Raw genomic sequence first — 24,269 nt, forward strand, 5'->3', positions numbered from 1 at the left:
GGCGTTGACTTTTGGCACGCTGTTGAGTTCTCAAGGAACGGACGCTTCCTTCGTACTCACCCTGGCGGGTTTTCCTCCGGGCGCTTCCCTTCGGTCTTGCGTTTCCGACTCTATCAGATCTTTCCGATCCGATTTCCTCGGGGTTTTCGCTTTCCGGGGGAACGTTTGGTGCGTTTCCCTTTCCGGCGGACCCGACTTTATCAGAAGTTTCGCGCCGGATTGACCGGCTGCAGCTTTCCGATTCATCGGGGGGGCTTCATCGAGAGTTTGAAGTATCGAGAAGCAGTCAGATGCTCACGGTTACCTCTGCGGATCCAGGGACCCTGCTCCAGGCAACTGTTCGAATCTACCTCCCCACACGGTCCGTGTCAACGGCTCCTGTGGGGCGAAGAGGAGATTAGCAGCTCGGTCGGCCGGTTCGCACATCAGGCGGCCGTGGGCACGGCCGCGCTGCGCTCGGCGGCCTCCAGGTCGCCGGTCTCCCCGGCACGCGCCGCACGTTTGCCCACGACGTAGACGTAGACGAGGAAGAGCAGCTCCGCGACGACGCCGATGCTGATGCGGGCCCAGGTGGGAAGGCCCGAGGGGGTGACGAAGCCTTCGATCGCGCCGGAGACGAAGAGGACCAGCGCAAGGCCTATCGCCATGGCCAGTGCTGCTCTGCCCTCCTCCGCGAGGGCCCTGCGTCGGGGCCGCGGACCGGGATCGACGAGGGTCCAGCCGAGGCGCAGACCGGTGCCGGCGGCGACGAAGACCGCGGTCAGTTCCAGGAGGCCGTGGGGCAGCACGAGGCCGAGGAAGGTGTCGAGCCGGCCGGCGGAGGCCATCAGTCCGAAGCCGATACCCAGGTTGAGCATGTTCTGGAAGAGGATCCAGATCACCGGCAGGCCCAGGAAGACGCCCAGGATCAGGCAGAGGGCGGCGGCCCACGCGTTGTTCGTCCAGACCTGGGCGGCGAAGGAAGCCGCGGGATTGCTGGAGTAGTACGTCTCGTACTGGCCGCCGGGGCGGGTGAGCTCGCGCAGTTCGCTGGGGGCGGCGATGGACGCCTGGACCTCGGGGTGGGTGCCTATCCACCAGCCGAAGAGGGCCGCGACGGCGGTGGAGAGCAGCGCGGTGGGCACCCACCAGTGGCGCGTTCGGTAGACGGCGGCCGGGAAGCTGTGGGAGAGGAAGTGGGTGACGTCCCGCCAGGACGCGCGGCGGGCTCCTGTCACGGCACCGCGCGCGCGTGCCACCAGCTGGCTGAGCCTGCCGGTGAGCTGCGGGTCGGGAGCCGCGGACTGGATCAGCGACAGGTGGGTGGCCGTGCGCTGGTAGAGCACGACGAGTTCGTCGACCTCGGCGCCGGTCAGGCGGCGCTGGCGCCGGAGCAGGGTGTCGAGGCGGTCCCACTCCGCGCGGTGGGCGGAGACGAAGACGTCGAGGTCCATCGGTGTGCCTACTCCTCGGCTGTTCGTCGGCTCTGGGCCGAAGGCTCGTCGTCGGTCGTGCGGGGCGGCCTCATGGGGCGTACGGCATGAGTCGTACGACATGATCAGCTGGTCGTACCGCGGTGCGATGTGTCATCAGCTTGGCAGACTGGCGGTGCTCGAGGCAGGCCAGGGAAGGACGTGCGGACATGAGTGAGCTGGTGACGGGCGAGGCGGTGGCGCTGGAGCTGCGCCCCGCGAAGGTGCCCAGCAGGGCGCTGGCCGTGCTGCTCGACCTGACCGCGGCCTTGACCGTGTACGTCGTGGCGACGATCGCGCTGGTGGCCGCCACGGCCTCCCTGGACGAGGCCGCGCAGACCGCGATCTTCATCGCGATGTTCGTGTTGTTGCTGGTGGGCGGGCCGATCGCGGTCGAGACGCTCAGCCACGGGCGGTCACTCGGGAAGATGGCGTGCGGGCTGCGGGTCGTGCGGGACGACGGGGGTCCGATCCGTTTCCGGCATGCGCTGGTACGGGGCTTGATCGGTGTGATCGAGATCCTCATGACGATGGGCGTCATCGCGTGCATCGCCTCGCTGGCGTCGTCGCGGGGGCGGCGGCTCGGGGACGTCTTCGCGGGGACCCTGGTCGTGCGGGAGAGGCTGCCGGTCGGGCCGGTGGGGTTCGTACCGCCGCCTCCGCCCTGGCTGGCCGGTCGTTTCTCCGGGCTCGATCTCTCCGCGGTGCCCGACGGTCTGTGGCTCGCCGTCCGCCAGTACCTGACGCGGATGCGGCATCTGGACCCGCAGGTGAGCCGGACGATGGCGGAGCGGTTGGCGGCGGACCTGGCGGACCGGACCGGGGCGCCGGTGCCGCAGGGCGTGCCGGCCGCGGCGTATCTGGCGGCGGTGGTGCAGGAGCGGCAGGTCCGGGAGGCACGGCGTGCCTTCGGACAGGCCGCTGCCGCGGGGGGCGGGCCGGTCGGTGCCGTCGGTGCGGCGGGTGCGTACGGACCGCCCGCGCACCATGCGGCGGCTCCGCCGTCCCCGTACCCGTCCGCTCCCACCGCGCCACCCGCCACGCCCTCCGCCACGTCCTCCTCACCCGCCGCTCCGTCGTCCGAGGGCTCCTCGACCGGGTTCGTGCCGCCGGCGTAGGCCGCGGCGGGCGGTCGCCCGCGTCTTCGGTCAGTCGAAGGCCGAGGGCGGCGATTCGAGGTCCTCGAGCTCGATGCCGGGGGCCGCGAGGACCACGTCCCCGGCAAGGTGCACGGTGTGCTGCTCACCGGTGTCCAGGGCTGTGACCTGGTATTCGTCCACGGTCAGGGGGCCGTTGTCAGTGGCGTGTGCTTCTCTTCCCACCAAGGCCCAGGACTGGTCCACGGTGCGCGGGGCGAGCACCGGATCGGTGAGGGCGACGAGGCGTACGCGGGTGGCCGACGCGGAGGGGGTGAGGCGCAGCAGACGGGCGGTGGCGACGAGGAACGCCGGGGACGAGCCGGTGAAGGCGTGGGCGCGCACATTGCCTTCAGTGGCGTGGGTTCCGGTCGGGTCGGTACGGACCCAGGTGACGCCGTCGAGAGCGGCACCGCGGACCTGCCAGCTCGCGGCGTGCAGTTCGAGTCGGATGGGGCGGCCGAGTTCGTCGAGGGCGAGGTCGACCGAGCCCAGGTGATCGCCGGAGGGGGCGGTGAGCTGGGAGACGTAGCGCCAGCCGGAGGGGCCGGGGGCGCACTGGAAGTGCTCTTCGGCGAGGGGGGTGCGATCGTGCGGATCGTGGAGCGAATAACGGCCGCGGGGCATGAGGGTCCTGGATCTTGACGGGCCGGGCCGGGCCGGTCGTCGGCCGACCCATGGGGCAGGCCCCCGACACGGGGGTGCGGGGGCCTGTCCCGGGTGGGTCCGCTGCCGGGGAGCGCGCCGGTGGACCGGTGCGCTCCCCACGGCGGGTGCGCCGGCGGGTGCGTCGGCTCAGTAGCGGTAGTGGTCCGACTTGTACGGGCCCTCGACCGTCACGCCGATGTACTCGGCCTGCTCGGGGCGGAGCGTGGTCAGCTTCACGCCGAGCGCGTCGAGGTGCAGGCGGGCGACCTTCTCGTCCAGGTGCTTGGGCAGCACGTAGACGCCGGTCGGGTACTCGTTGGGCTTGGTGAACAGCTCGATCTGGGCCAGGGTCTGGTCCGCGAAGGAGTTGGACATCACGAACGAGGGGTGGCCGGTGGCGTTGCCCAGGTTCAGCAGGCGGCCCTCGGAGAGGACGATGAGCACCTTGCCGTCCGGGAAGGTCCAGGTGTGGACCTGCGGCTTGACCTCGTCCTTGACGATGCCGGGGATCTGGGCGAGGCCGGCCATGTCGATCTCGTTGTCGAAGTGGCCGATGTTGCCGACGATGGCCTGGTGCTTCATCTTGGCCATGTCGGCGGCCATGATGATGTCCTTGTTGCCGGTCGTGGTGACGAAGATGTCGGCCTTGTCGACGACCTCGTCCAGCGTGGTGACCTGGTAACCGTCCATCGCCGCCTGCAGGGCGCAGATCGGGTCGATCTCGGTGACGATCACACGGGCGCCCTGGCCCCGGAGGGACTCCGCGCAGCCCTTGCCGACGTCGCCGTAGCCGCAGACGACGGCGGTCTTGCCGCCGATCAGGACGTCGGTGGCGCGGTTGATGCCGTCGATCAGGGAGTGGCGGCAGCCGTACTTGTTGTCGAACTTCGACTTGGTGACGGCGTCGTTCACGTTGATCGCCGGGAACAGCAGGGTGCCGTCGCGGTGCATCTCGTACAGGCGGTGGACGCCGGTGGTGGTCTCCTCGGTCACGCCGCGGATCTCGGACGCCAGCTGGGTCCACTTCTGCGGCGACTCGGCCACCGTGCGGGTGAGGAGTTCGAGGATGACGCGGTGCTCGTCGGACTCGGCGGTGTCGGGCGAGGGGACCTTGCCGTCCTTCTCGTACTCGACGCCCTTGTGGACCAGGAGGGTGGCGTCACCGCCGTCGTCCAGGATCATGTTCGGGCCGCCGGTGGGGGTGTCCGGCCAGGACAGCGCCTGCTCCGTGCACCACCAGTACTCCTCCAGCGTCTCGCCCTTCCAGGCGAAGACCGGGACGCCCTGCGGGTTCTCGGGCGTGCCGTTCGGGCCGACGGCGATGGCGGCCGCGGCGTGGTCCTGGGTGGAGAAGATGTTGCAGGACGCCCAGCGGACCTGGGCGCCGAGGGCGGTCAGGGTCTCGATGAGGACGGCGGTCTGCACCGTCATGTGAAGGGAACCGGTGACACGGGCGCCGGCCAGGGGCTGCGCCTCGGCGTACTCCTTGCGGATCGCCATCAGGCCGGGCATCTCGTGCTCGGCGAGGGTGATCTCCTTGCGGCCGAAGGCGGCCAGGGAGAGGTCGGCGACCTTGAAGTCCTGTCGGTTGTCGACAGTCGTCATGGAGAGCTGCTCCTCGGGGTGTGGGTCGAGGTGGGTACGGCTGGTCTGCGCGGCGGCGGACACAAGGGTGCCCGAGAAGGACACGGGCATGCCCGCGTGCGGCGCAGCGCAGTCCGTCGGAGGCCCTCTCTCCCTCGGCCGGTCCCGCAGGGACCGCCCGACCGCCATCAGCAGCGACGTCTGGCTTCGTCCCAAGCTACACCGACCGGCCCGGTCGTCCCCAGTGAGTCACCGAACACATCGGGCCGACCGTCGTGCACGGACGGCCGGGCCGGGGCCCGGGTCAGTGTTCCGTCCGGGCCGGGCCGCCGGGGGTGGCCTCGGCGTCGGCGCCCTTGGCGGATTCGGCCTCGCTGTAGATGTCGGGCTCCAGGTAGATCACGCGGGCGATCGGGACGGCTTCGCGGATACGGGCCTCGGCGGCGTCGATGGCGGCGGCGACCTCCGCGGCCGTGTCGTCGTGCCGTACGGCGATCTTCGCGGCGACCAGGAGTTCCTCGGGGCCGATGTGGAGGGTGCGCATGTGGATGACGCGGGTGACGGTGTCGCCGTCGACGAGGGCGGCCTCGATCTTCCGGGTCTCCTCGGCGCCCGCGGCCTCGCCGAGCAGCAGCGACTTCGTCTCCACGGCGAGGACCAGGGCGATCAGGACGAGCAGGACGCCGATGCAGAGGGTACCGATGCCGTCCCAGACGCTGTCGCCGGTCAGCAGGGCGAGTCCGACGCCGCCGAGGGCGAGGACGAGGCCTACGAGGGCACCGAGGTCCTCCAGGAGGACGACGGGCAGCTCGGGGGCCTTGGCGTGGCGGACGAACTCCTTCCAGGAGCGCTTGCCGCGCACCGCGTTGGACTCCTTGATGGCGGTGCGGAAGGAGAAGGCCTCGGCGATGATCGCGAAGACGAGGACGCCGACCGGCCAGTACCAGTGCGTGAGCTCGTGCGGGTTCTTGATCTTCTCGTAGCCCTCGTAGAGGGCGAACATGCCGCCGAGCGAGAACAGCACGATGGAGACGAGGAAGGCGTAGATGTAGCGCTCGCGGCCGTAGCCGAAGGGGTGTTGCGGGGTGGCCTGCCGCTGCGCCCGCTTGCCGCCGAGCAGCAGCAGGGCCTGGTTGCCGGAGTCGGCCACGGAGTGCACCGACTCGGCGAGCATCGACGAGGAGCCGCTGAAGAGGAACGCCACGAACTTCGCTACCGCGATCGCGGCGTTGGCGGCGAGTGCCGCGACGATCGCCTTGGTGCCGCCTGACGCGCTCATGTGTCCGCGTTGTCCCTTCGTATGCCGCTCACGGGCCCGGGCGGACGTACGCGTACGCCGCCCGGGGCTCCGACTGCCCTTTGACGGGGGGACATTGTTGCAGCTCGATGGGACGACGGTGGGTCAGAACCTGGTCATCGGGCGGTCAGACGACGACAGTTGCCCTGAAGAGGGTTCCGGTGCCGGAGACTTCGGCCTTCTCGCCCGCCGGTACGAACACCGAGGCTCCCGGGGACAGCTCGTGCTCACCGGCCCGTACCGAACCGGCCGTGCAGAGCAGGATCTGCGGGGTGTCCAGCGTGAGGTCGTGGGTGGTGCCGGCCGCCGGGAGGACGTAGCGGGAGAGCCGGAACTCGTCGGTGGGGGTCTCGTAGAGTTCCTCGCCGTCCGGTGCGGCCTCCGGGCGCAGCACGCCGGGGTCGCGTGGCTCGAAGCGGACGATGCGCAGGAGTTCGGGGACGTCGACGTGCTTGGGGGTCAGCCCGCAGCGCAGGACGTTGTCGGAGTTGGCCATGATCTCGACGCCGAGGCCGTTCAGGTAGGCGTGCGGGACGCCGGCGCCGAGGTAGAGGGCCTCGCCGGGCTGGAGCCGGACGTGGTTGAGGAGCATGGCGGCGATGACGCCGGGGTCGCCCGGGTAGTGGTGGGCGATCTCGGCGTACGGGGCGTGGTCGCCGCCGAGGCGTTCGCAGGCGGCGGCCGCTTCCGTGACGGTCCGGGTCATCTCGTCGCGGTCGGCGGTGAGGATCGCGGTAAGGACCTCGCGCAGGGCCGCGTCCTCGGGGCGGGCCCGCAGCAGGTCGACGTACGGCTTGAGGGAGTCCACGCCGAGGGCGTCGAGCAGTTCGGCGGCCTGCCGCGGGTCGCGGAAGCCGCACAGGCCGTCGAAGTCGGTGAGGGCGCAGACCAGTTCGGGCTTGTGGTTGGCGTCCTTGTAGTTGCGGTGCGGGGCGGTGGCGGGGACACCGCGCCGCTCCTCGTCCGCGTAGCCCTCCTTCGCCTGGTCCAGGTCGGGGTGGACCTGGAGGGAGAGGGGCCCACCGGCGGCGAGGAGTTTGAGGAGGAAGGGCAGGTGCGGGCCGAACTTCGCGACCGAGGCCGCGCCGAGTTCCCGCTCCGGGTCGGCGTCGATGACCTCGGCGAGGGTGCCCCGGTCGGTGCGCGAGGGCGCGCCGGGGTGGGCGCCCAGCCACATCTCCGCCTGCGGCTCACCGGTCGGTTCGACGCCGAGCAGTTCGGCGATGGCGGTGGTGGAGCCCCAGGCGTAGGGGCGGATGGTGTTGTCGAGGCGATCCATCGGGTTCTCTCTGGGTCCTTCGGCAGGTTCTCGTACGGGGGGGCGGGCCGTCTCGGGTCGGGCCGCCCCGGGCATGATCAGGCTCCCGAGGTGAGCCCCAGGTAAACGGCGGCGAAATCCGTGACGGCGATCAGTTCGGCGAGGGTCTCCAGTTCGCCGCCCTCCCTCGGTTCCAGTTCGCTGATCGGCGTGTCGTGGCTGAGGGCCAGTTCGCGGGCGGCCGGGGCGGCGGTGAGGCCGCCGATCGGGCGGTCGCGGAGCAGCACCACGCGGGCGTGCAGGGCGGGCGGCTCCTCCACCCGGTCGCGGAAGAAGTCGTCCGGGTTGGCGCGGGCGGCGAGCGGGCCGGCCAGCAGGGCGCTGTGCACGCCGAGCGCCTCGGGGAGGTCGGCGACGACGGCGGGGGTGCCGGACAGTTCCGCGAGCGCGGCGGCGAAGCGGCGGCCCGCCGGGCCGGCCGAGGTGCCCTCGGTCCATACGACGGGGAGTGAGTCGGCGAGTTCGGCGGCCAGGGTCTTGGCGGGGTTGTTGTAGATGGCGATGGCCGGGCCGCAGCGTTCGGCGACGCGGTCGAGCCGGTCGGCGACCTTCTCCAGGGCGTCCGGCGGGGCGGTGAGCAGGCCGGTGCGGTCCAGCAGCGCGAGCAGCGGGGTGAGCAGCGCCCACAGGGCCCCGGGGGCGGAGGAGGCGAGCGGCTCCTCCTGCTCGTCCTGCTCGTAGGACGCGGTCGCCAGGGGGACGAACAGCCCGTGGGAGCCGTTGACCGCGTCGGCGAGCGGGGTGCGGGCGGGGGCCACGGCGACGACGGTGCAGCCGCGCCGGTAGGCCTGTTCGGAGAGCAGGGACAGGCCCGGTTCGGTGCCGTCCGGGGTGGCGATCAGGAGCAGGTCCACGGAGCCGGCCCAGCCGGGCAGCTCCCAGCGCAGCGCGCCCGCGGCGGGGGCCACGCCGGTGGGCGCGAGCCGGGTGACGGGGCTGCCGGCGCCGGCGAGGGTGGCGAGAAGGTCGGCGGTCTGGGTGGCGGCGGCGCCGGGGCCCGCGATCAGGACGGCGCGGGGGCGGCCGTCGGGCTTGAGATCGTGGACACCGGCCTCGGCGGCGTACCGGGCGGCGGTGCGGACGCGGGCGCCTGCTTCGGCGGCGCCGCGGAGCAGCCCGCGGTGGTCGGCCTCGGCGAGGCCCTCCGGTGAGTCGAGCAGCGATTCGTCGATCATGGGCGGCAGCCTTCGAACGGCGGGGCGTCGGTACGCGGGGGCGGCGGGTCGCTGATGCGCAGGGTCGCCGGGTCGTCGGTTACCCGGGGCGGCGGGCCTCGTCGACGAGGAGGACGGGGATGCCGTCGCGGACCGGGTACGCCAGGCCGCACTCCTGGCCGGTGCAGATCAGCTCACTGTCCTGCTCCTTGAGGGGGGAGTGGCAGGCCGGGCAGGCGAGGATCTCCAGGAGGCCGGTTTCCAGCGGCATGGGGGTTCCCTTCGGGGCGGGCGTATGCGGATGTGCCTGGTCAGGGTACCGCCGGTGGAGCCGGCGCGGGCGGGCAGCGGCGTCGGGCCGGTGCCCGGTCCGCCCGGACGCCCCGGGAGCGCCGTGTGCCCGCCCGCGCGGGGCTTCAGCCTCGGATGATCTCCAGGGCCTCGTCGCGGATCCTGGTCATGGTGGCCTCGTCGCGGGCTTCGGCGTTCAGGCGCAGGAGGGGCTCCGTGTTGGAGGGGCGGACGTTGAACCACCAGTCGGCGGCGGTGACGGTGAGGCCGTCCAGTTCGTCCAGGGTGATGCCCTCGCGGCCCTCGTACGCGGCCCTGATCGCGGCGAGGCGGGCCGACTGGTCGTCGACCGTGGAGTTGATCTCGCCCGAGCCGGCGTAGCGGTCGTACTGGGCGACCAGGTCGGACAGGGTGCCCTCCTGGCCGCCGAGGGCGGCCAGGACGTGCAGGGCGGCCAGCATGCCCGTGTCGGCGTTCCAGAAGTCGCGGAAGTAGTAGTGCGCCGAGTGCTCCCCGCCGAAGATCGCGCCGTGCGTGGCCATCTCGGCCTTGATGAAGGAGTGGCCCACGCGCGTGCGTACCGGTGTGCCGCCGTTCTCCTCGACGACCTCCGGCACCGACCAGGAGGTGATCAGGTTGTGGATGATCGTGCCCTTGCCGCCGTTGCGGGCCAGTTCGCGGGCGGCGACCAGGGCGGTGATCGCGGACGGGGGGACCGGTTCGCCCCGCTCGTCGACGACGAAGCAGCGGTCGGCGTCGCCGTCGAAGGCGAGGCCGAGGTCGGCGCCCTCCTCGCGGACCCGCTGCCGCAGATCGACGAGGTTGGCCGGGTCGAGCGGGTTGGCCTCGTGGTTGGGGAAGGTGCCGTCGAGTTCGAAGTACATCGGGACGACGGTGAGCGGCAGGTCCGCCAGCACCGTGGGAACGGTGTGCCCGCCCATGCCGTTGCCCGCGTCGACGACGACCTTCAGGGGGCGGCCGGCGGTCAGGTCGACGAGGGAGCGCAGATGGGCCGCGTAGTCGCCCAGCGTGTCCCGCCGGGTGATCGTTCCCACCGGGCCGACCGGCTCGGGGGCGCCGGTCTCGCTCCATTTCTCGACGAGTTCGCGGATCTCCGCCAGTCCGGTGTCCTGGCCGACCGGGGCGGCGCCCGCGCGGCACAGTTTGATGCCGTTGTACCGGGCCGGGTTGTGCGAGGCGGTGAACATCGCGCCGGGCAGGTCCAGCGCGCCCGAGGCGTAGTAGAGCTGGTCCGTGGAGCAGAGGCCGATCTCGGTCACGTCGACTCCGTGGGCCGCGGCGCCGCGGGCGAAGGCGCCCGACAGGCCGGGTGAGGAGGGCCGCATGTCGTGGCCGGTGACGAGGGCGCTCGCACCGGTCACCCGGGCGAAGGCCGCGCCGAAGAGTTCGGCCAGGGACTCGTCCCACTGGTCGGGGACGATCCCACGTACGTCGTACGCCTTCACGATCTGTGACAGATCAGCAGCCACGGCCAACCCTTCCGAAAGTCCTGTGGTCACCACAAACTACCCGCAGCGGTCGACACCCCGCTGCGGGCGGTTCGTCGTGGTCCGGCAGGTCCCGGTCAGGGCAGCATCCATCCCAGCACCGCGGTGCTCTGGCCCACCACGACCAGGCACATCACGAGCAGCAGGCCGAGGCTCCAGGGCAGCACCTTGCGCAGCAGGTCTCCCTCCCTGCCCGCCAGTCCGACGGCGGCGCAGGCGATGGTGAGGTTCTGCGGCGAGATCATCTTGCCGAGGACACCGCCCGAACTGTTCGCGGCCGCCAGCAGGTCGGGCGAGAGTCCGGACTCCCGGGCGGCGGTCACCTGGAGAGCGCCGAAGAGGGCGTTGGCCGAGGTGTCCGACCCGGTGACGGCGACGCCGAACCAGCCCAGCACGGGTGACAGGAAGGCCAGTCCGGCACCGGCGGCGGCCACGAAGTGGCCGATCGTCGCCGCCTGGCCGGAGAGGTTCATGACGTAGGCGAGCGCCAGCACGGAGGTCACCGTGAGGATGGCGAAGCGCAGTTCGTACACGGTCGCCGCCCATTCCCTGACCGCCACGCGCGCGTGCACACCGAGCACGACCGCGGTGGCCACCCCGGCGAACAGGACGAGGGTGCCGCCGGTCGAGACGATCGGCCAGGTGAACACGTTGGCGCCGACCGGCTCCCCGCCGGGCGCGGCGACGTCGAGGAAGGGCCAGTCGGTCTTCCGGGTCGCCCCGGCCAGCCAGTCCTTGATCACGGGGATCTGCGCGACGGAGAAGACCGCCACGATCAGCCCGTACGGGGCGTACGCCCGCAGGACCTCGCCGCGCGGGTCCTCCTCGTCCAGTTCCTCGCTGCGTACGCCGGTCAGTACGGAGGTGCGTACGGCCTCGGAGGCCGGCACGCGCGCGTGCGGTACGGCGACCAGGGCGCCCGCGCCCGCCATGGCCGCGGCGATGTCGGCGAGTTGCGCGGAGACGTAGTTGGACGCGACGAACTGGGCGACGGCGAAGGCGACTCCGCACACCACCGCGGGCACCCAGGTGTCCCGCAGTCCGCGCCGCCCGTCCACCAGCCAGACCAGCACCAGCGGCACCACGAGGGCCAGCAGCGGGGTCTGGCGTCCGACCACGGACGCCACCGAGTCCAGCGGCAGTCCGGTGACCTGGGCGAGCGTGACCACCGGGGTCCCCATGGCCCCGAACGCCACCGGCGCGGTGTTGGCGACCAGCGCGACGATCGCGGCGCGCACCGGATCGAAGCCGAGCGCCACGAGCATCACGGCGGAGATCGCGACGGGGGCGCCGAAACCGGCGAGCGCCTCCAGCAGGGCCCCGAAGCAGAAGGCGACCACCAGGGCCTGGATCCGCGGGTCGTCGGAGAGCCGGCCGAAGGAGCGGCGCAGGATGTCGAAGTGCCGGGTGCGGACCGTCATCCGGTAGACCCACAGCGCGTTGACGACGATCCACATGATGGGGAAGAGACCGAAGACGGCTCCCTGGACGGCACTGGACGCCGCCTGGCCCCAGGGCATGCCGTACGCCAGGCAGGCCACCAGTACGGCGCCCAGCAGCCCGATCAGGCCCGCCAGGTGTGCCTTCATGCGGAAGCCGCCGAGCAGGACGAGGACGATCACGAGGGGTAATGCCGCCACGAGGGCGGAGAGACCGAGTGAGCCGGCGACTGGTTCCAGTTCCTGGACGTACACGGACGCGCCTCCCGAATTCCGCAATGCGAAAGAGGTTTCTCGCTACGTGCCCGGAATGGTCGTGTCCCCGACAAGTGCGCGTCAATGGTCGTGCGGCACCTTACCGACGGGACAGGTGGGACGGCCGGGAAAAGAGGGGGAGGCCGGGGAGAGCCGGCAAGAGCGCGGCGGAACGGGGCCGCGGTCAGTTGTCGGGAGAGCGGAGCACGCGCAGATGGCCGCGGCGTGCGACCTCCATCGGGTCCGCGCCACGCCCCGCACCGCCGACCGCCCGCTCCTGGGGGCGGGCGGCCTCGCGGACCGCGTCCGCGAGCGCTTCCAGATCGTCCCCGCTGGGCTGCGCGGGGGCCGAACCGTCGAGCAGGCGGACGACCTCCCAGCCGCGCGGCGCGGTGAGGCGCTCGGAGTGCTCGGCGCACAGGTCGTAGCAGTGGGGTTCGGCGTAGGTGGCGAGCGGGCCGAGGACCGCGGTCGAGTCGGCGTAGACGTACGTCAGCGTCGCGACGGCGGGACGGCCGCAAGCGGTGCGCGAACAGCGACGTACAGGGCTCACGGTGTTGGACGGTACCGCACTCTTGAGCGGGTCGCGAAGACTCCCCGCCCCGGCGCTCCCTCGTGTCGTGGCCTGAAACACCTCACCCGCCCCCGCGGACACACGTCGTTGACCTGCTCCGACGCCCGTGTTCGAGGCGCCCGCGCCCCCTGTTCCGGTCATCAGCTGGTACAAACACCGTCAAATACCTTGAGATCACCGGCTCGCGAAAGATATCGGATCGAGCCGAACCTTGGCCGGAATGGTCATGTGACGACATGCCGTTCCGGGCGGACGGCGCCGCACCCCGACGCCATGCGGGTGGCGCGTTCCCGGGGCCGTGCGGGGGCCGGGCGCTCCGGACCGGCGGAGACTACCCTTCACCCTGATGGACACCCCTGTGACTCCCCGTGCCGCCGACCGCGGGCCCCGCCGCCGTGACCGTCACGGCCGGGGCATGCGCGGGCCGATCGCACCGCCCCAGGTGCCGCTCGCCGCCAGCCGCGCGGAGACCTTCGCCGATCTCGTGCAGGACTCCGTGGAGCGGCTGGAGCGACGCTGGCCGCAGCTGACCGACATCGATTTCCTCGTTCTGGAGGTGCCCCGGCTGGACGGGCCCGGACTCGCGTGGAGCGACGAGGCGGTGCCGCTGGGCGGCACCGTGCCGGGCCGGGAGGGGCACCCCGCGCGGGTCGTGGTCTATCGCCGGCCGGTGGAGATCCGCACCAAGGGACGCGACGAGCGGGCGGCACTGGTCCACGAGGTCGTCGTGGAGCAGGTCGCCGAGCTCCTGGGGCTGACGCCGGAGACCGTCGATCCCCGCTACGGGGAGGACTGAGCGGCGACCGCGGCACCCGCCCCGCACCCGCTCCGCCGAGGGGCCCCTACCTCTGCAGGACCGACAGGTCCTCCTCCGCCTTCGGCACCGCCACCAGGCCCCGGTCGTCGGGGAGGACCTGGACGGTGAAGGCCGGGAGGCCGTCGTCATCGGCGGAGAGGGTCCGGGACGCGTACACGGGAGTGCCGTCCGACTCGGGTTCGATCGTCAGGGCGTACGTGCCCTTGACGCCGTCCGGGACCGGGGCCTCGATGTGCTGAGTGGTGCCGGCCTTGATCGTGTACGTCTCGGACGCCGGGGTGCCGCCCTCGCTGCCCGCGGACGCGGTGACCTTGATCTTGGCGGCGCCCTCGGGCGCGGTCACGGCGAGGGTGCTGCCCTCGGCCGTGTTGCCGACGGCCGTGGCGCGCAGGCCGACCGGGCGGGCCGCCGGGACGAAGGCCGACTCCTGGTCGTCGCCCTTGCCGCGCAGTACCCGGACCGCCGCCACCACCGGCACCGAGCGGCCCGTCGGCGTGAGGACCAGGGAGCCCGCCTCGCCGCGCGTGACGTCACCGAGGTCGACGGCGGTCGTCATGCCGCCCTTCACGTGCACCGTCTCGTTGCCGGCCGGTGTGATCAGACCGGAGGGCGAGGCGAGCTGCACCTTCAGGTCGGCGTCCACCCCACCGGGGGTGAAGGCGACCAGCCGCACGGCGGTGGCGTCCTCGGGGATGCCGGGCAGGACCAGGCTGCCCGCGGGGTCGGCCGACGCGGTCAGCCAGTCACCGCCGAGCGTGTCGTCCAGGGCCTGCACGGCCGCGCCGACCCGCCCGCTGCGGACGACGACGTGCACGGTCACATCCGTCTGCTCCTCGTCGGTGAGCGTGGACAGCAGCACCGGCTCGGCGGAGTGCGGCTGGACCGTGATGCCCTCTCCCGCCTCCGTCTCGAGGGCGCCGTCCTTGCCGTGGATCTCGATGTCCACGACGGCCGCGGAGTCGTCCGGGTTGGTGAGGTGGACGTAGTCGGTGCGCTCGGTCGCGGTGCTCGCGCCGGGGAACCAGAACTCCGTGTCGGGGGCGGCGCAGTTGACGCCCTGCAGGCCCCGGCCGGTGCCCGCGGCGACCTCGGTCGTCTGCTGTACGGTCCACCCCGGGGCGAGCCGGCCCTCCGCGGTGCCGACGAGCGCCGGCGCCTCGCCTCCGGAGACGTCCGCGACGACCGGCTTGCCGGGCTCCTTGGGCTCGAGAACCGGCTTCTCGGCCTTCTCGCCCTTCTCACCGTCGGCGGCCTTCTCGCCGGCGGCGGCTTCCTCGCCGTCCTCGGCGGGCTCTTCGCCGTCGCCGTCCTTCTCGCCGTCGCCCTCGCCGTCCTTCGCGTCGGCCGCCGCGGACCGGCCCTTGGCGGCCGACCGGAGTTCGGCCGTGCCCTCGCCCTCCGCGCCCTTGGTGACGGGCGTGAAGGACGTGTACGTCGTCTCGGCGAGGTCGGAGGTGCTGGGCGTCGGACACAGCAGGCTGGTGCGCTCCACGGGCAGCTGCGCCGCAGCGGCCTCGACGCCGTCGTCCGCGGCCGTGGGGTCCGGTGCGGACAGCACCGCGAAGCCGGTGACGGCGGCGAGCGCGGTGGCTCCCGCGATCAGGGACAGGGTGGTGCGGTTCACTGCTGGCTCCCGTCGGAACGCTCACTGCCCGGCTGGGGGCGGTGCTGCTGCTCGGGGTCGTACGACGTGTCGTAGCCCTGCGCGTAGGTCTGGTCGTACCCCTCGTAGCCCTGTCCGTACGTCGCGGGGTCGTACGGCGGCTGCTGCTGGGGCGTGCCGTCGTAGGCGTACGGGTCGTACTGACCGCCCTGGTACTGGTCCGCGGGGTACGTCCGGCCGTAGTCGTCCGTCACGTACTGCTGCTGTTGCTGCTGGTACTGGTCGGCGGGGTGGGCGTTGTCGTACTCGGGTGCCGGATGGCTCGACGCGTCCCACTCGTCGTAGGACCGCTGGTGCGGGACGGCCGCGGGAGCCGGCTCCGACGGGGCGTCGAATCCGTCGTCCTCCGCGCCCGTGTCCTCACCCGCCGCTCCGTGCGTATCCGCTTCCCCGGGCGTGCCCGCCTCCCCGGCGGCGGCCTCCGCCTCGGCCTGGGCGCGCAGACGGCGGGCCCGGCGGCCGTCACCGGCGAGCGCCTCGGCGGCGACGGCCGACTCCTCGGGCAGGTCGTCGTCGATGTCGCGGCGCCGGCCGGGCAGGGCGAGGACGACGAGGACGACGGCGAGCAGACCCTGGGCCCACAGCCACGCGGTGTGGGTGATCGGGTCGTCGTGGGTGACGTCCAGTCGTCCGCCGGTGGCGGGCAGCTGGAAGCCCTGGGCCCAGCCGTCGACCGTGGTGGGGGTCAGCGGCTTGCCGTCGAGGGTGGCGGTCCAGCCCTCGGCCGCGGAGTCGGCCAGGCGCAGGATGCGTCCCTCGGAGCCGTTCGGGATCTTCGTGTGGATCTCGACGGGCCCCGCGGCCACGGGCTGCGACTCGCCCTCGCTCCCCTTGCCGGGGACGATGCTCGCGCGGGCCACGTCCCGGTCGACGCGCCACAGCGCGCCGCCCGCCTGCTGGCTGAGCCGGGTCAGGCCGGGAGTGGCGTCCAGGACGCGGGTCACGTCGCGGGGCGTGCCCGGGTGGACGAGGACGTAGCGCACCGCGAATCCGTCGAGCTGGTCGGCCTGGTCGGCGCCCGAGCCGGCGACGAGGTTGGCGACGACCTTGTCGAGCCCGCTGTTCCCGCTGTCCGAGGCGGCGATCTCGGCGTCGCCCATCCGGGCGCCGGAGCCGCGGACCAGCACGTAGTCGACGCGGGCGGCGGAGTCGCTGTCGAGGACGAGGGTGCGGGCCTGGTCGCGGGTGCCGCTCTCCTCGGCGACGAACGCGGGCACCTGCACGGGGTCGCGGCGCTGCAGCGGTCCGTCGGCGCCGCGGATCACCCAGCCGGCGGCGGCCAGCAGCGGGCCGACCGCGCAGGCGAGGGCGATCAGGACGGCGACCGGCTGACGCCAGCCGAAGCTCTGCTCGGCGACCCGGGCGCGGGCCCCGTCGGCGCCGAGGGTGGCGGCGGCCAGCAGGGCGATGCCGTAGACGAGGGTCGCGGGTCCCGCCCAGGTGGAGCCGTTGGACAGGACCGCGAAGACGAGTCCCACCAGGGCGGCCGCCCAGGCGGCGCGGACGGCGAGGGTCCGCTCGGAGCGGAGCAGGGCGGCGAGGGCCGCGAGCACGATGCCGAGGAGCACCGCCCCGCCGGTCGCGCCGGGCCCGCCGGGGCTCGTGCCGAGCAGGTCGAGGGCGGAGGCGGCGGAGGGGCCGTACTCCAGGCCCGCCTCCTGGAAGAACCCGAACGGGAGCAGCGACAGCGACCAGGGGGCCAGCACCAGCAGCGGTGTGCCGAACTGGGCGAGGAAGCGGAGCCCGTACGCCGGGAGGTCGGACCTGCGCAGGGCGAGGACGCCGATGCCGAGGACCAGGGCGATGGGCCACACGATCGGGGTGAACGCGGTGGTGACGGTGAGCAGCAGCGCGTACGCCCAGGTCGCGCGCCAACTGCCGCGGACGTCCGGGGGGTTGGTGAGTCCGCTCGCGGCGATGCCCGCGCGGGCGATCAGCGGCAGCAGCACGGCGAGGACGGTGGTGCCGATCCGGCCGCCCGCCAGGGCGCCGGCGACGGCGGGCAGGAAGGCGTAGGCGACGGCGGCCCACGCGCGCAGCAGCCGGGACTCGACGAGCGGGCGGGAGGCGAAGTACGCGCTGAAGCCGGCCAGCGGCACCGAGCCGACGAGCAGGACCGTCACGGCGATCCCGGGGGAGCCGAAGAACAAGGTGCCCAGGGCCGCCACGACGGCGAGGTAGGGCGGTGCGGACCCGGTGGTGCCGGCGCCCACCGCGTGCCAGGTGTCGGTGTACCGCGCCCAGAGGTCGGCGGAGTCGGCGGGTACGGGGAGCAGGGCGCCGCCCGCGAGCGCGCCGCCGCCGAGGAGTTCGCGGCAGGCCGCGAGGGAGAGGAACAGCAGGGCCAGGACGAGCACCGGGCCGGGCTTGCGGGCGATCCGCTTGAGCCGGGCGAACCGCTCGACCTGGAGGAAGTCGACGTCGTCCCCGCCGGGACCGGACTCGACGGCGCCGCCGTGCCGTCCGGCGCCGGAGGCGGCTTCGGGGTCGGAGCGGCCGACGAGGCTGCTCGCGGCCTGCTCGACGGTCACGCGGACGGTCGCGCCGGGGGGCGGGAACAGCGGCCGCAGTTCGCCCTTGTCGACCTGCGGGCTGCCGCGGCGGCGCCGTCCGGCGAGGATGCGCTCGGGCCGCAGCAGGGTGCCCACGAGACCGCGGATCTCGTCGACGGCCTGTCCGGGGACCTTGCCGACGAGGTAGGCGAGGGTCCGCAGCAGGGTGCCGAGGACGACCCGCAGCAGCACCCAGGGCAGGGCCGCGGTCCGGGTGTTGACGAGCAGGGTGTAGACGGCGCCCGCCTTGTCCACCTTGTGCGGGGAGGCCGCGGTGCGGCCCACGCAGTCGACGGCGCGGCGCTCGCGGGAGGCCGCCTCGGCGTGCCGCACGACCGCGTCGGGGGCTATGAGCACCCGGTACCCCGCCGTGTGCGCGCGCCAGCACAGGTCGACGTCGTCACGCATCAGGGGCAGGTGCCGGTCGAAGCCGCCGAGTTCTTCGAAGACGTCGCGGCGGACCAGCATGCCGGCGGTGGACACCGACAGCACGGACCGGACCTGGTCGTGCTGGCCCTGGTCCTGTTCCCGGCGGTCCAGGCCGGTCCAGCGGCGGCCGGAGTTGGCGATGGAGACGCCGACCTCCAGCAGCTGCCGGCGGTCGTACCAGCCGCGCAGCTTGGGGCCGACGACGGCGACGTCGTCACGGCCGAGCTCGTACTCGTTGTCCACGACGCTCAGCAGCCGGGCCAGCGCGTCGGGTTCGGGGGCACAGTCGTCGTGCAGCAGCCACAGCCACTGCACCGGCTCGCCGTGCGGGAGGTCGGGCAGGTCGTAGGCGTCGTCGTGCCAGCTGCGGGTGACCGGGTCCCAGCCGCTCGGCCGCTTCAGATAGGGCAGGTCGTCCGGGGTGAGCTGCGGCGCGGCCTGGTCGCACTCCTCGACGGCCTGACCGAAGCCGGTGCGCCGGGCGAGGTGCAGGACGTGGTCGTCGCCGAGGGCTTCGGCGACCAGTCGGGCGGAGTCGTCACCGCTGCCGGTGTCGGCGCCCATGGCGAACTGGACGGGACGTTCCTGGCCGAGTAGCCCGGCGAGCGCGTCGGGCAGCCAGCGGGCTCCGTCGTGGGAGACGAGGACCGCGGTCACCACATGACGCGGGAACTCTGGAGCGGCAGCTACGTCTTGACGGGCTGCCGGGTGACTGTGCACGGACATCGAGGTACGGGCCCCGGTTCGGTGGACTGTGGGGGACGCCCGTGCCCGGTGGGGGCGGCGTGACGTCTCGGACGAGCGCCCACACTATCGGCTGGGCGGCAGAGCGGCCCGCCGCCTGTGGACAACCCACCCGCGACGGGCCGCACTCGACATATGCACAGCATCCACACCATGCCCGCATACAGAACATCTGACATATTCGCCGACAGGGCACGCACACGAAGGTGACGCTCCGGACGCGGCGCACCGGAGCTGACGCTCCGTTCGCCGGCGGCACCCTCAGATCACTGCCTTCTTCAGCCTGCGCCGCTCCCGTTCGGACAGGCCGCCCCAGATGCCGAAGCGCTCGTCGTTGGCGAGGGCGTACTCGAGGCACTCGGAGCGGACCTCACAGGCGAGACAGACCTTCTTGGCCTCCCGGGTGGAACCGCCCTTCTCGGGAAAGAACGACTCGGGGTCGGTCTGGGCGCACAGCGCGCGCTCCTGCCAGCCGAGTTCCTCATCCGCGTCATCGACCAGCAGTTGCTGCACCAGCTCCGTCATGTGCGCCCCTCGTCTGTCTTTCGCGTCCCGTGACGCTGCCGTTACCTGTCCCGGCCAAACGACACGAGTGAAATTACAAGTGTGCTGCTCCGGGCGAGTCAAGCCGAGATCTGCTATTGGCGCCCTTATTCACTCTGCGGAACCAAGCCCGAGTCGAAAGTGTTCAAATCGCCTTAAACCTTGACACACCGACGACCCCGGCAGAGCTTCCCGCCCCGTGCGGAACCTCCGCACGGAAGGAAGCCCGGTCGGCCGGCCCCGTTGTCGCCCCGGCGCCACGGCGAGCCGGATCACATTCGGATCACAGGACCGCAACAGCACTTGCGTGCCCGGCCGTGCGCACCTTGTGTCCCCGGAACCGCATGGACAAACCTTTCGCCCCGCAGGTGAACCGGATGGAGTGAACCGTGTCCCACGATCCGGGCGTCGAGTTGACACTGGAGGTGTGAACCGCTGTCCTTGTGGGCATGCTCGCGAACTTGGCACTCGCCTCGACCCGCTCCGCCGGGTCCCTCGGTGCTGCCCGCGCTCGCTGTAGCTGTCACTGTTCCGGTTGTTGAGCCCAACGCGCTCCGGCCCTTCGAGTCACCCTCGACTCGGGACTTCTTTCACCGGCTGCCCTGAGCCTTCTCCGGCTCTCCTCAGCAGCTCTCCCCCGCTCTCCCCAGCTCTCCCCAGCTCTCCTCCGTTTCCCGACCGCTTCTCCGCCGAGGAACCCCGCACCCCATGAACAGTGACAGCGACCTCCAGATCGCCGGCGACATCCTCGAAGTCCCCCACCTGTTGCAGACCCCGCGCGAGCACCCGGCGACCGTCGCCGAGTTCGTCGGGCTGGCCCGTTCCCTCGCCGCCGACCGCTCCTCGTGGGAGCACCTGGTGCGGTACGACGCGACCAGCCGCTGGTACCACCGGCTGCGCACGGGGCCGGGCTACGAGGTGTGGCTGCTGTCCTGGGTTCCCGGTCAGGGCAGCGGACCGCACGGCCACGGCCCCTCCTCCGGAGTCATGACCGTCCTGGACGGCACCCTCACCGAGCGCGCCGAGCGCGGCACCCGCGCGTTGACGGCGGGTGCCGAGAGGGTGTTCCCGCCCGGCTACGTGCACGAGGTCGTCAACGACACACTGGAGTCGGCGGTCAGCCTGCACGTGTACTACCCGGGCCTGACCGAGATGCCGGTGCGTCCCCTCGCCCCGCACTGCGAGGCACGACCGGTGTCCGGCACCCTGACCGTCTGAGACGGTGCCGCGGCCGGCCCGGCGACTGACACACTGTTTCCCATGCGCATTGTGGTTCTGGCAGGCGGCATCGGCGGTGCCCGTTTCCTGCGCGGTCTGAAGCGGGCCGCGCCGGACGCGGACATCACGGTCATCGGCAACACCGGGGACGACATCCACCTCTTCGGGCTGAAGGTCTGCCCGGACCTCGACACGGTGATGTACACGCTCGGTGGCGGCATCGACGAGGAGCGGGGCTGGGGACGGACCGACGAGAGCTTCCGCCTCAAGGAGGAGCTCGCGGCGTACGGCGTCGGCCCGGGGTGGTTCGGGCTCGGGGACCGGGACTTCGCCACCCACATCGTGCGGACGCAGATGCTCGCCGCCGGATATCCGCTGAGCGCGGTGACCGAGGCGCTCTGCGACCGCTGGCAGCCGGGCGTCCGGCTGATCCCGATGACCGACGACCGCGTCGAGACCCATGTCGCCGTCACCCTGCCCGCCGACGACTCGGCGGAGGCCGCGGGACCCGGCGAGCGCAAGGCGATCCACTTCCAGGAGTACTGGGTGCGGCTGCGGGCGTCGGTCCCGGCCGAGGCGGTCGTGCCGGTCGGCGCGGAGCAGGCCAAGCCGGCGCCGGGCGTGCTGGAGGCGATCGCCGGGGCGGACCTGATCCTCTTCCCGCCGTCCAACCCGGTCGTCTCCATCGGCACGATCCTCGCCGTCCCCGGCATCCGTGAAGCGATCGCCGACGCGGGCGTGCCGGTGGTCGGCCTGTCGCCGATCGTCGGGGACGCGCCCGTGCGCGGCATGGCCGACAAGGTGCTCGCGGCGGTCGGCGTCGAGTCCACTGCGCCGGCGGTGGCCGAGCACTACGGCTCGGGCCTGCTGGACGGCTGGCTGGTCGACACGGTCGACGCGGGCTGTGTGGAGCGCGTCGAGGAGGCCGGGATCCGCTGCCGGGCGGTGCCGCTGATGATGACCGACGTCGACGCGACCACGCGGATGGCGCGGGAGGCGCTGGCGCTGGCGGAGGAGGTGCGGCCGGCTTGAACGACGTGAACCGCACGAACGAAGCGAACGGCGTGAACGGCGTGAACCACGGCGTGAGCCACGAGCCGGACGGCGCACGCGGGCACGACGGCCCGTACGCGGGCGGCGCGGCGTCCGCGGGGTACCGGGTGTGGGCCGTCGCGGGCCTGCCCGAGGTCCGGCGGGGGGACGACCTGGCCAAGCTGATCGCGGCCGCGGAGCCGGGACTGGCCGACGGTGACGTGCTGCTCGTCACCTCCAAGATCGTCTCCAAGGCGGAGGGCCGGATGCTGGAGGCGTCCGACCGGGAGGCCGCGATCGACGCGGAGACGGTACGGGTGGTGGCCCGGCGCGGAGCCCTGCGCATCGTGGAGAACCGGCAGGGCCTGGTCATGGCCGCGGCCGGGGTCGACGCGTCCAACACCCCGGCCGGCACGGTGCTGTTGCTGCCCGAGGACCCGGACGGGTCCGCGCGGGCGATCCGCGAGGGCGTGCGCGACGCCCTGGGGGTCACGGTCGGCGTGCTGGTCACCGACACCTTCGGGCGCCCCTGGCGCGCGGGTCTGACGGACGTCGCGATCGGCGCCGCGGGCGTGCACGTACTGGACGACCTGCGCGGCGGCACGGACGCGCACGGCAATCCGCTCGGCGCCACCGTCGTCGCCACCGCCGACGAGCTCGCCGCGGCGGGCGACCTGGTCAAGGGCAAGGCCGCCGGCCTGCCGGTGGCCGTCGTCCGCGGGCTGTCCGGCCTGGTCACGGCCGACGACGACCACGGCGACGGCGCGCGGGCCCTGGTCCGCGACTCCCGCGACGACATGTTCCGGCTCGGCACGTCGGAGGCGGTGCGGCAGGCGGTGACCGGCCGCCGCACGGTACGGGCCTTCACCGACGAGCCCGTCGACCCGGGGTCGGTGCGCCGCGCGGTGGCCGCGGCCGTGACGGCTCCGGCGCCGCACCACACCACACCGTGGCGTTTCGTCCTGCTGGAGTCCCCCGAGTCCCGTGTCCGTCTGCTGGACGCCATGCGGGAGGCCTGGATCGCGGACCTGCGCCGGGACGGAAAGACGGAGGAGTCCATCGCCCAGCGCGTCCGCCGCGGCGACGTCCTGCGCAACGCGCCCTGTCTGGTCGTGCCCTGCCTGGTCATGGACGGTTCGCACACCTACGGGGACGCGCGGCGGGACGCCGCCGAGCGGGAGATGTTCGTGGTCGCGACGGGCGCCGGGGTGCAGAACTTCCTGGTCGCCCTGGCCGGGGAGCGGCTGGGCTCGGCCTGGGTGTCGTCGACGATGTTCTGCCGGGACGTGGTCCGCGAGGTCCTGGACCTGCCCGCGGACTGGGACCCGATGGGCGCGGTGGCGGTCGGCCATCCCGCCGAGGCGCCCCGGCCCCGACCGGAGCGGGAGGCGGGCGCGTTCATCGAGGTGCGGTGAGCCGGACGCGTGGGGCGCCTACCCTCGTAGGAGCCCCACTCCGGCAGGGCTCTCCGCGCCCTCCCCTCTTTCCCCTCTTTCCCCTCTTTCCCTCTTTCCCTTCTTTTCTGTATCTCCCCACTCCCCGGAATCCTCTCTGTGGCAGGACGTTTCGCTCCCCGGCCCGATCGCACGACCGTGCGAGGCGGACGGACCGCCGTGCCCACGGGGGTGCCGCGCCAGGCACCGGCCCCGGCGCTGGTGCGGACCTGGGTGCCGGACGGGCCGCTGGACCTCGGTCTGGTCCTGGCGCCGCTGCGGCGCGGGCCCGGGGACCCGACGTTCCGCGCACTGCCGGACGGCTCCGTCTGGCGGGCGAGCCTGACGCCCGCCGGGCCGGGGACGCTGCGGGTGACGCGGCACGGCGGCGAGGTGCGGGGCGAGGCCTGGGGCCCCGGCGCCGACTGGCTCCTGGAGCGGCTGCCGGACCTGCTCGGGGCCGGGGACGACCCGGCGGCGTTCGTCCCCCGGCACAAGGTGCTGGCGCTCACCCGGCACCGGCGTCCGGGACTGCGGCTGCTGCGGACCGGGCTGGTGCTGGAGTCGTTGATCCCGTCGGTCCTGGAGCAGAAGGTCACCACGGACGAGGCGTACCGGGCGTGGCGGCTGCTGGTACGGAAGTACGGGGAGCCGGCACCCGGGCCCGCGCCCGAACGGATGTCGGTGATGCCCTCGCCCCGGACCTGGGCGCTGATCCCCTCCTGGGAGTGGCACCGGGCCGGCGTCGACACCAAGCGGGCGTCCACGATCCTGCGGGCGGTGCGCGTCGCCGCGCGGCTGGAGGAGGCGGCCGGGATGGCTCCGGCGGCGGCGCGGGCGCGGCTGGAGCTGGTGCCGGGCATCGGTCCGTGGACGTCCACGGAGACGGTGCAGCGCAGTCACGGCTCGGCGGACGAGGTGACCGTGGGGGACCTGCACCTGCCGGGCATCGTGGGGTGGGCCCTCGCCGGGGACCGGGACGCGGACGACGCGGCGATGCTCGAACTGCTGGAGCCGTACGCCGGGCAGCGGCACCGGGCGGCCCGGCTGATCCTGCTGAGCGGAAGAACGCCGGCCCGGCGGGCTCCGAAGAGGCCGCGCTGGGACATCGGACGGCTGTGAGGCCCGAGCCCTCAGCCGTCCGCGTCCTCGACCGACCGAACCCTCAGCCGCCCGCGTCCCC

The 24,269-nt window shown here is 72.8% G+C and carries 19 protein-coding genes; 6 read left to right on the forward strand and 13 right to left on the reverse strand.

Features of this window, described 5'->3' with window-relative positions:
* Positions 1 to 425: 425 nt before the first annotated feature.
* A complete protein-coding gene (locus ACWEQO_RS16985; protein ID WP_361455207.1) occupies positions 426 to 1,433 on the reverse strand; it encodes a stage II sporulation protein M in 1,008 nt (335 codons plus the stop codon).
* A gap of 188 nt (positions 1,434 to 1,621) precedes the next feature.
* On the opposite strand from ACWEQO_RS16985, the gene ACWEQO_RS16990 reads away from it, so the two are divergent.
* Positions 1,622 to 2,569 carry an RDD family protein gene (locus ACWEQO_RS16990; RefSeq protein WP_452983796.1) on the forward strand — a complete coding sequence of 316 codons (948 nt, stop codon included), beginning with the start codon at positions 1,622 to 1,624 and terminating at the stop codon, positions 2,567 to 2,569.
* A gap of 30 nt (positions 2,570 to 2,599) precedes the next feature.
* Here the strand turns inward: ACWEQO_RS16990 and ACWEQO_RS16995 are convergent, their stop codons facing one another.
* From ACWEQO_RS16995 to ACWEQO_RS17035, 9 genes are all read right to left on the reverse strand, one after another.
* Positions 2,600 to 3,214, reverse strand: coding sequence for a hypothetical protein (locus tag ACWEQO_RS16995; protein WP_361455201.1), 615 nt, complete (start codon positions 3,212 to 3,214; stop codon positions 2,600 to 2,602).
* A gap of 168 nt (positions 3,215 to 3,382) precedes the next feature.
* Entirely contained in the window at positions 3,383 to 4,840 is a 1,458-nt protein-coding gene (gene ahcY, locus ACWEQO_RS17000; RefSeq protein WP_361455198.1) for an adenosylhomocysteinase, read from the reverse strand.
* 283 nt (positions 4,841 to 5,123) lie between these two features.
* Positions 5,124 to 6,098 (reverse strand): cation diffusion facilitator family transporter, encoded by a 975-nt coding sequence (locus tag ACWEQO_RS17005; RefSeq protein WP_452983800.1) that lies wholly within the window; start codon positions 6,096 to 6,098, stop codon positions 5,124 to 5,126.
* 145 nt (positions 6,099 to 6,243) lie between these two features.
* Positions 6,244 to 7,395, reverse strand: a complete 1,152-nt coding sequence (gene manA, locus ACWEQO_RS17010; RefSeq protein ID WP_361455192.1) for a mannose-6-phosphate isomerase, class I — start codon at positions 7,393 to 7,395, stop codon at positions 6,244 to 6,246.
* Between the two features lie 77 nt (positions 7,396 to 7,472).
* Entirely contained in the window at positions 7,473 to 8,609 is a 1,137-nt protein-coding gene (locus ACWEQO_RS17015; protein ID WP_452983804.1) for an SIS domain-containing protein, read from the reverse strand.
* A gap of 79 nt (positions 8,610 to 8,688) precedes the next feature.
* Positions 8,689 to 8,859, reverse strand: coding sequence for a Trm112 family protein (locus ACWEQO_RS17020; protein WP_361455186.1), 171 nt, complete (start codon positions 8,857 to 8,859; stop codon positions 8,689 to 8,691).
* A 145-nt stretch (positions 8,860 to 9,004) separates the two neighbouring features.
* The gene (locus ACWEQO_RS17025) at positions 9,005 to 10,369 is read right to left on the reverse strand and encodes a phosphomannomutase/phosphoglucomutase (RefSeq protein ID WP_452983807.1); all 1,365 of its coding nucleotides are present in this window, start codon (positions 10,367 to 10,369) and stop codon (positions 9,005 to 9,007) included.
* 95 nt (positions 10,370 to 10,464) lie between these two features.
* A complete protein-coding gene (locus tag ACWEQO_RS17030; RefSeq protein ID WP_452983810.1) occupies positions 10,465 to 12,081 on the reverse strand; it encodes an L-lactate permease in 1,617 nt (538 codons plus the stop codon).
* Positions 12,082 to 12,265: 184 nt separating this feature from the next.
* Positions 12,266 to 12,634 (reverse strand): DUF3499 domain-containing protein, encoded by a 369-nt coding sequence (locus tag ACWEQO_RS17035; protein WP_361455177.1) that lies wholly within the window; start codon positions 12,632 to 12,634, stop codon positions 12,266 to 12,268.
* Positions 12,635 to 13,001: 367 nt separating this feature from the next.
* Between ACWEQO_RS17035 and ACWEQO_RS17040 the strand changes: the two genes are divergently transcribed.
* Complete coding sequence (locus ACWEQO_RS17040) at positions 13,002 to 13,451, forward strand: metallopeptidase family protein (RefSeq protein ID WP_361455174.1); 450 nt, start codon at positions 13,002 to 13,004, stop codon at positions 13,449 to 13,451.
* A gap of 46 nt (positions 13,452 to 13,497) precedes the next feature.
* Here ACWEQO_RS17040 and ACWEQO_RS17045 read toward each other — a convergent pair whose 3' ends face one another.
* The 3 genes from ACWEQO_RS17045 to ACWEQO_RS17055 all read right to left on the reverse strand — a co-directional run bounded on the left by ACWEQO_RS17045 (position 13,498) and on the right by ACWEQO_RS17055 (position 19,385).
* The gene (locus ACWEQO_RS17045; protein ID WP_452983814.1) at positions 13,498 to 15,096 is read right to left on the reverse strand and encodes a DUF5719 family protein; all 1,599 of its coding nucleotides are present in this window, start codon (positions 15,094 to 15,096) and stop codon (positions 13,498 to 13,500) included.
* Complete coding sequence (locus tag ACWEQO_RS17050) at positions 15,093 to 18,842, reverse strand: glycosyltransferase (RefSeq protein ID WP_452983817.1); 3,750 nt, start codon at positions 18,840 to 18,842, stop codon at positions 15,093 to 15,095. The genes ACWEQO_RS17045 and ACWEQO_RS17050 overlap by 4 nt, the downstream gene beginning before the upstream one ends.
* Positions 18,843 to 19,121: 279 nt before the next feature.
* Positions 19,122 to 19,385 carry a WhiB family transcriptional regulator gene (locus tag ACWEQO_RS17055; protein WP_055628451.1) on the reverse strand — a complete coding sequence of 88 codons (264 nt, stop codon included), beginning with the start codon at positions 19,383 to 19,385 and terminating at the stop codon, positions 19,122 to 19,124.
* 726 nt (positions 19,386 to 20,111) lie between these two features.
* Here ACWEQO_RS17055 and ACWEQO_RS17060 point away from each other — a divergent pair.
* The 4 genes from ACWEQO_RS17060 to ACWEQO_RS17075 all read left to right on the forward strand — a co-directional run bounded on the left by ACWEQO_RS17060 (position 20,112) and on the right by ACWEQO_RS17075 (position 24,208).
* Positions 20,112 to 20,621 carry a cysteine dioxygenase gene (locus tag ACWEQO_RS17060; RefSeq protein WP_361455165.1) on the forward strand — a complete coding sequence of 170 codons (510 nt, stop codon included), beginning with the start codon at positions 20,112 to 20,114 and terminating at the stop codon, positions 20,619 to 20,621.
* A 42-nt stretch (positions 20,622 to 20,663) separates the two neighbouring features.
* Entirely contained in the window at positions 20,664 to 21,653 is a 990-nt protein-coding gene (gene cofD / locus ACWEQO_RS17065; protein WP_361455162.1) for a 2-phospho-L-lactate transferase, read from the forward strand.
* Between the two features lie 53 nt (positions 21,654 to 21,706).
* Positions 21,707 to 23,068, forward strand: coding sequence for a coenzyme F420-0:L-glutamate ligase (locus ACWEQO_RS17070; RefSeq protein ID WP_452984008.1), 1,362 nt, complete (start codon positions 21,707 to 21,709; stop codon positions 23,066 to 23,068).
* 138 nt (positions 23,069 to 23,206) lie between these two features.
* Positions 23,207 to 24,208 (forward strand): DNA-3-methyladenine glycosylase family protein, encoded by a 1,002-nt coding sequence (locus ACWEQO_RS17075; RefSeq protein ID WP_361455159.1) that lies wholly within the window; start codon positions 23,207 to 23,209, stop codon positions 24,206 to 24,208.
* The last annotated feature ends 61 nt before the right edge of the window (positions 24,209 to 24,269 follow it).

The sequence above is a fragment of the Streptomyces sp. NPDC004051 genome (assembly GCF_053604275.1).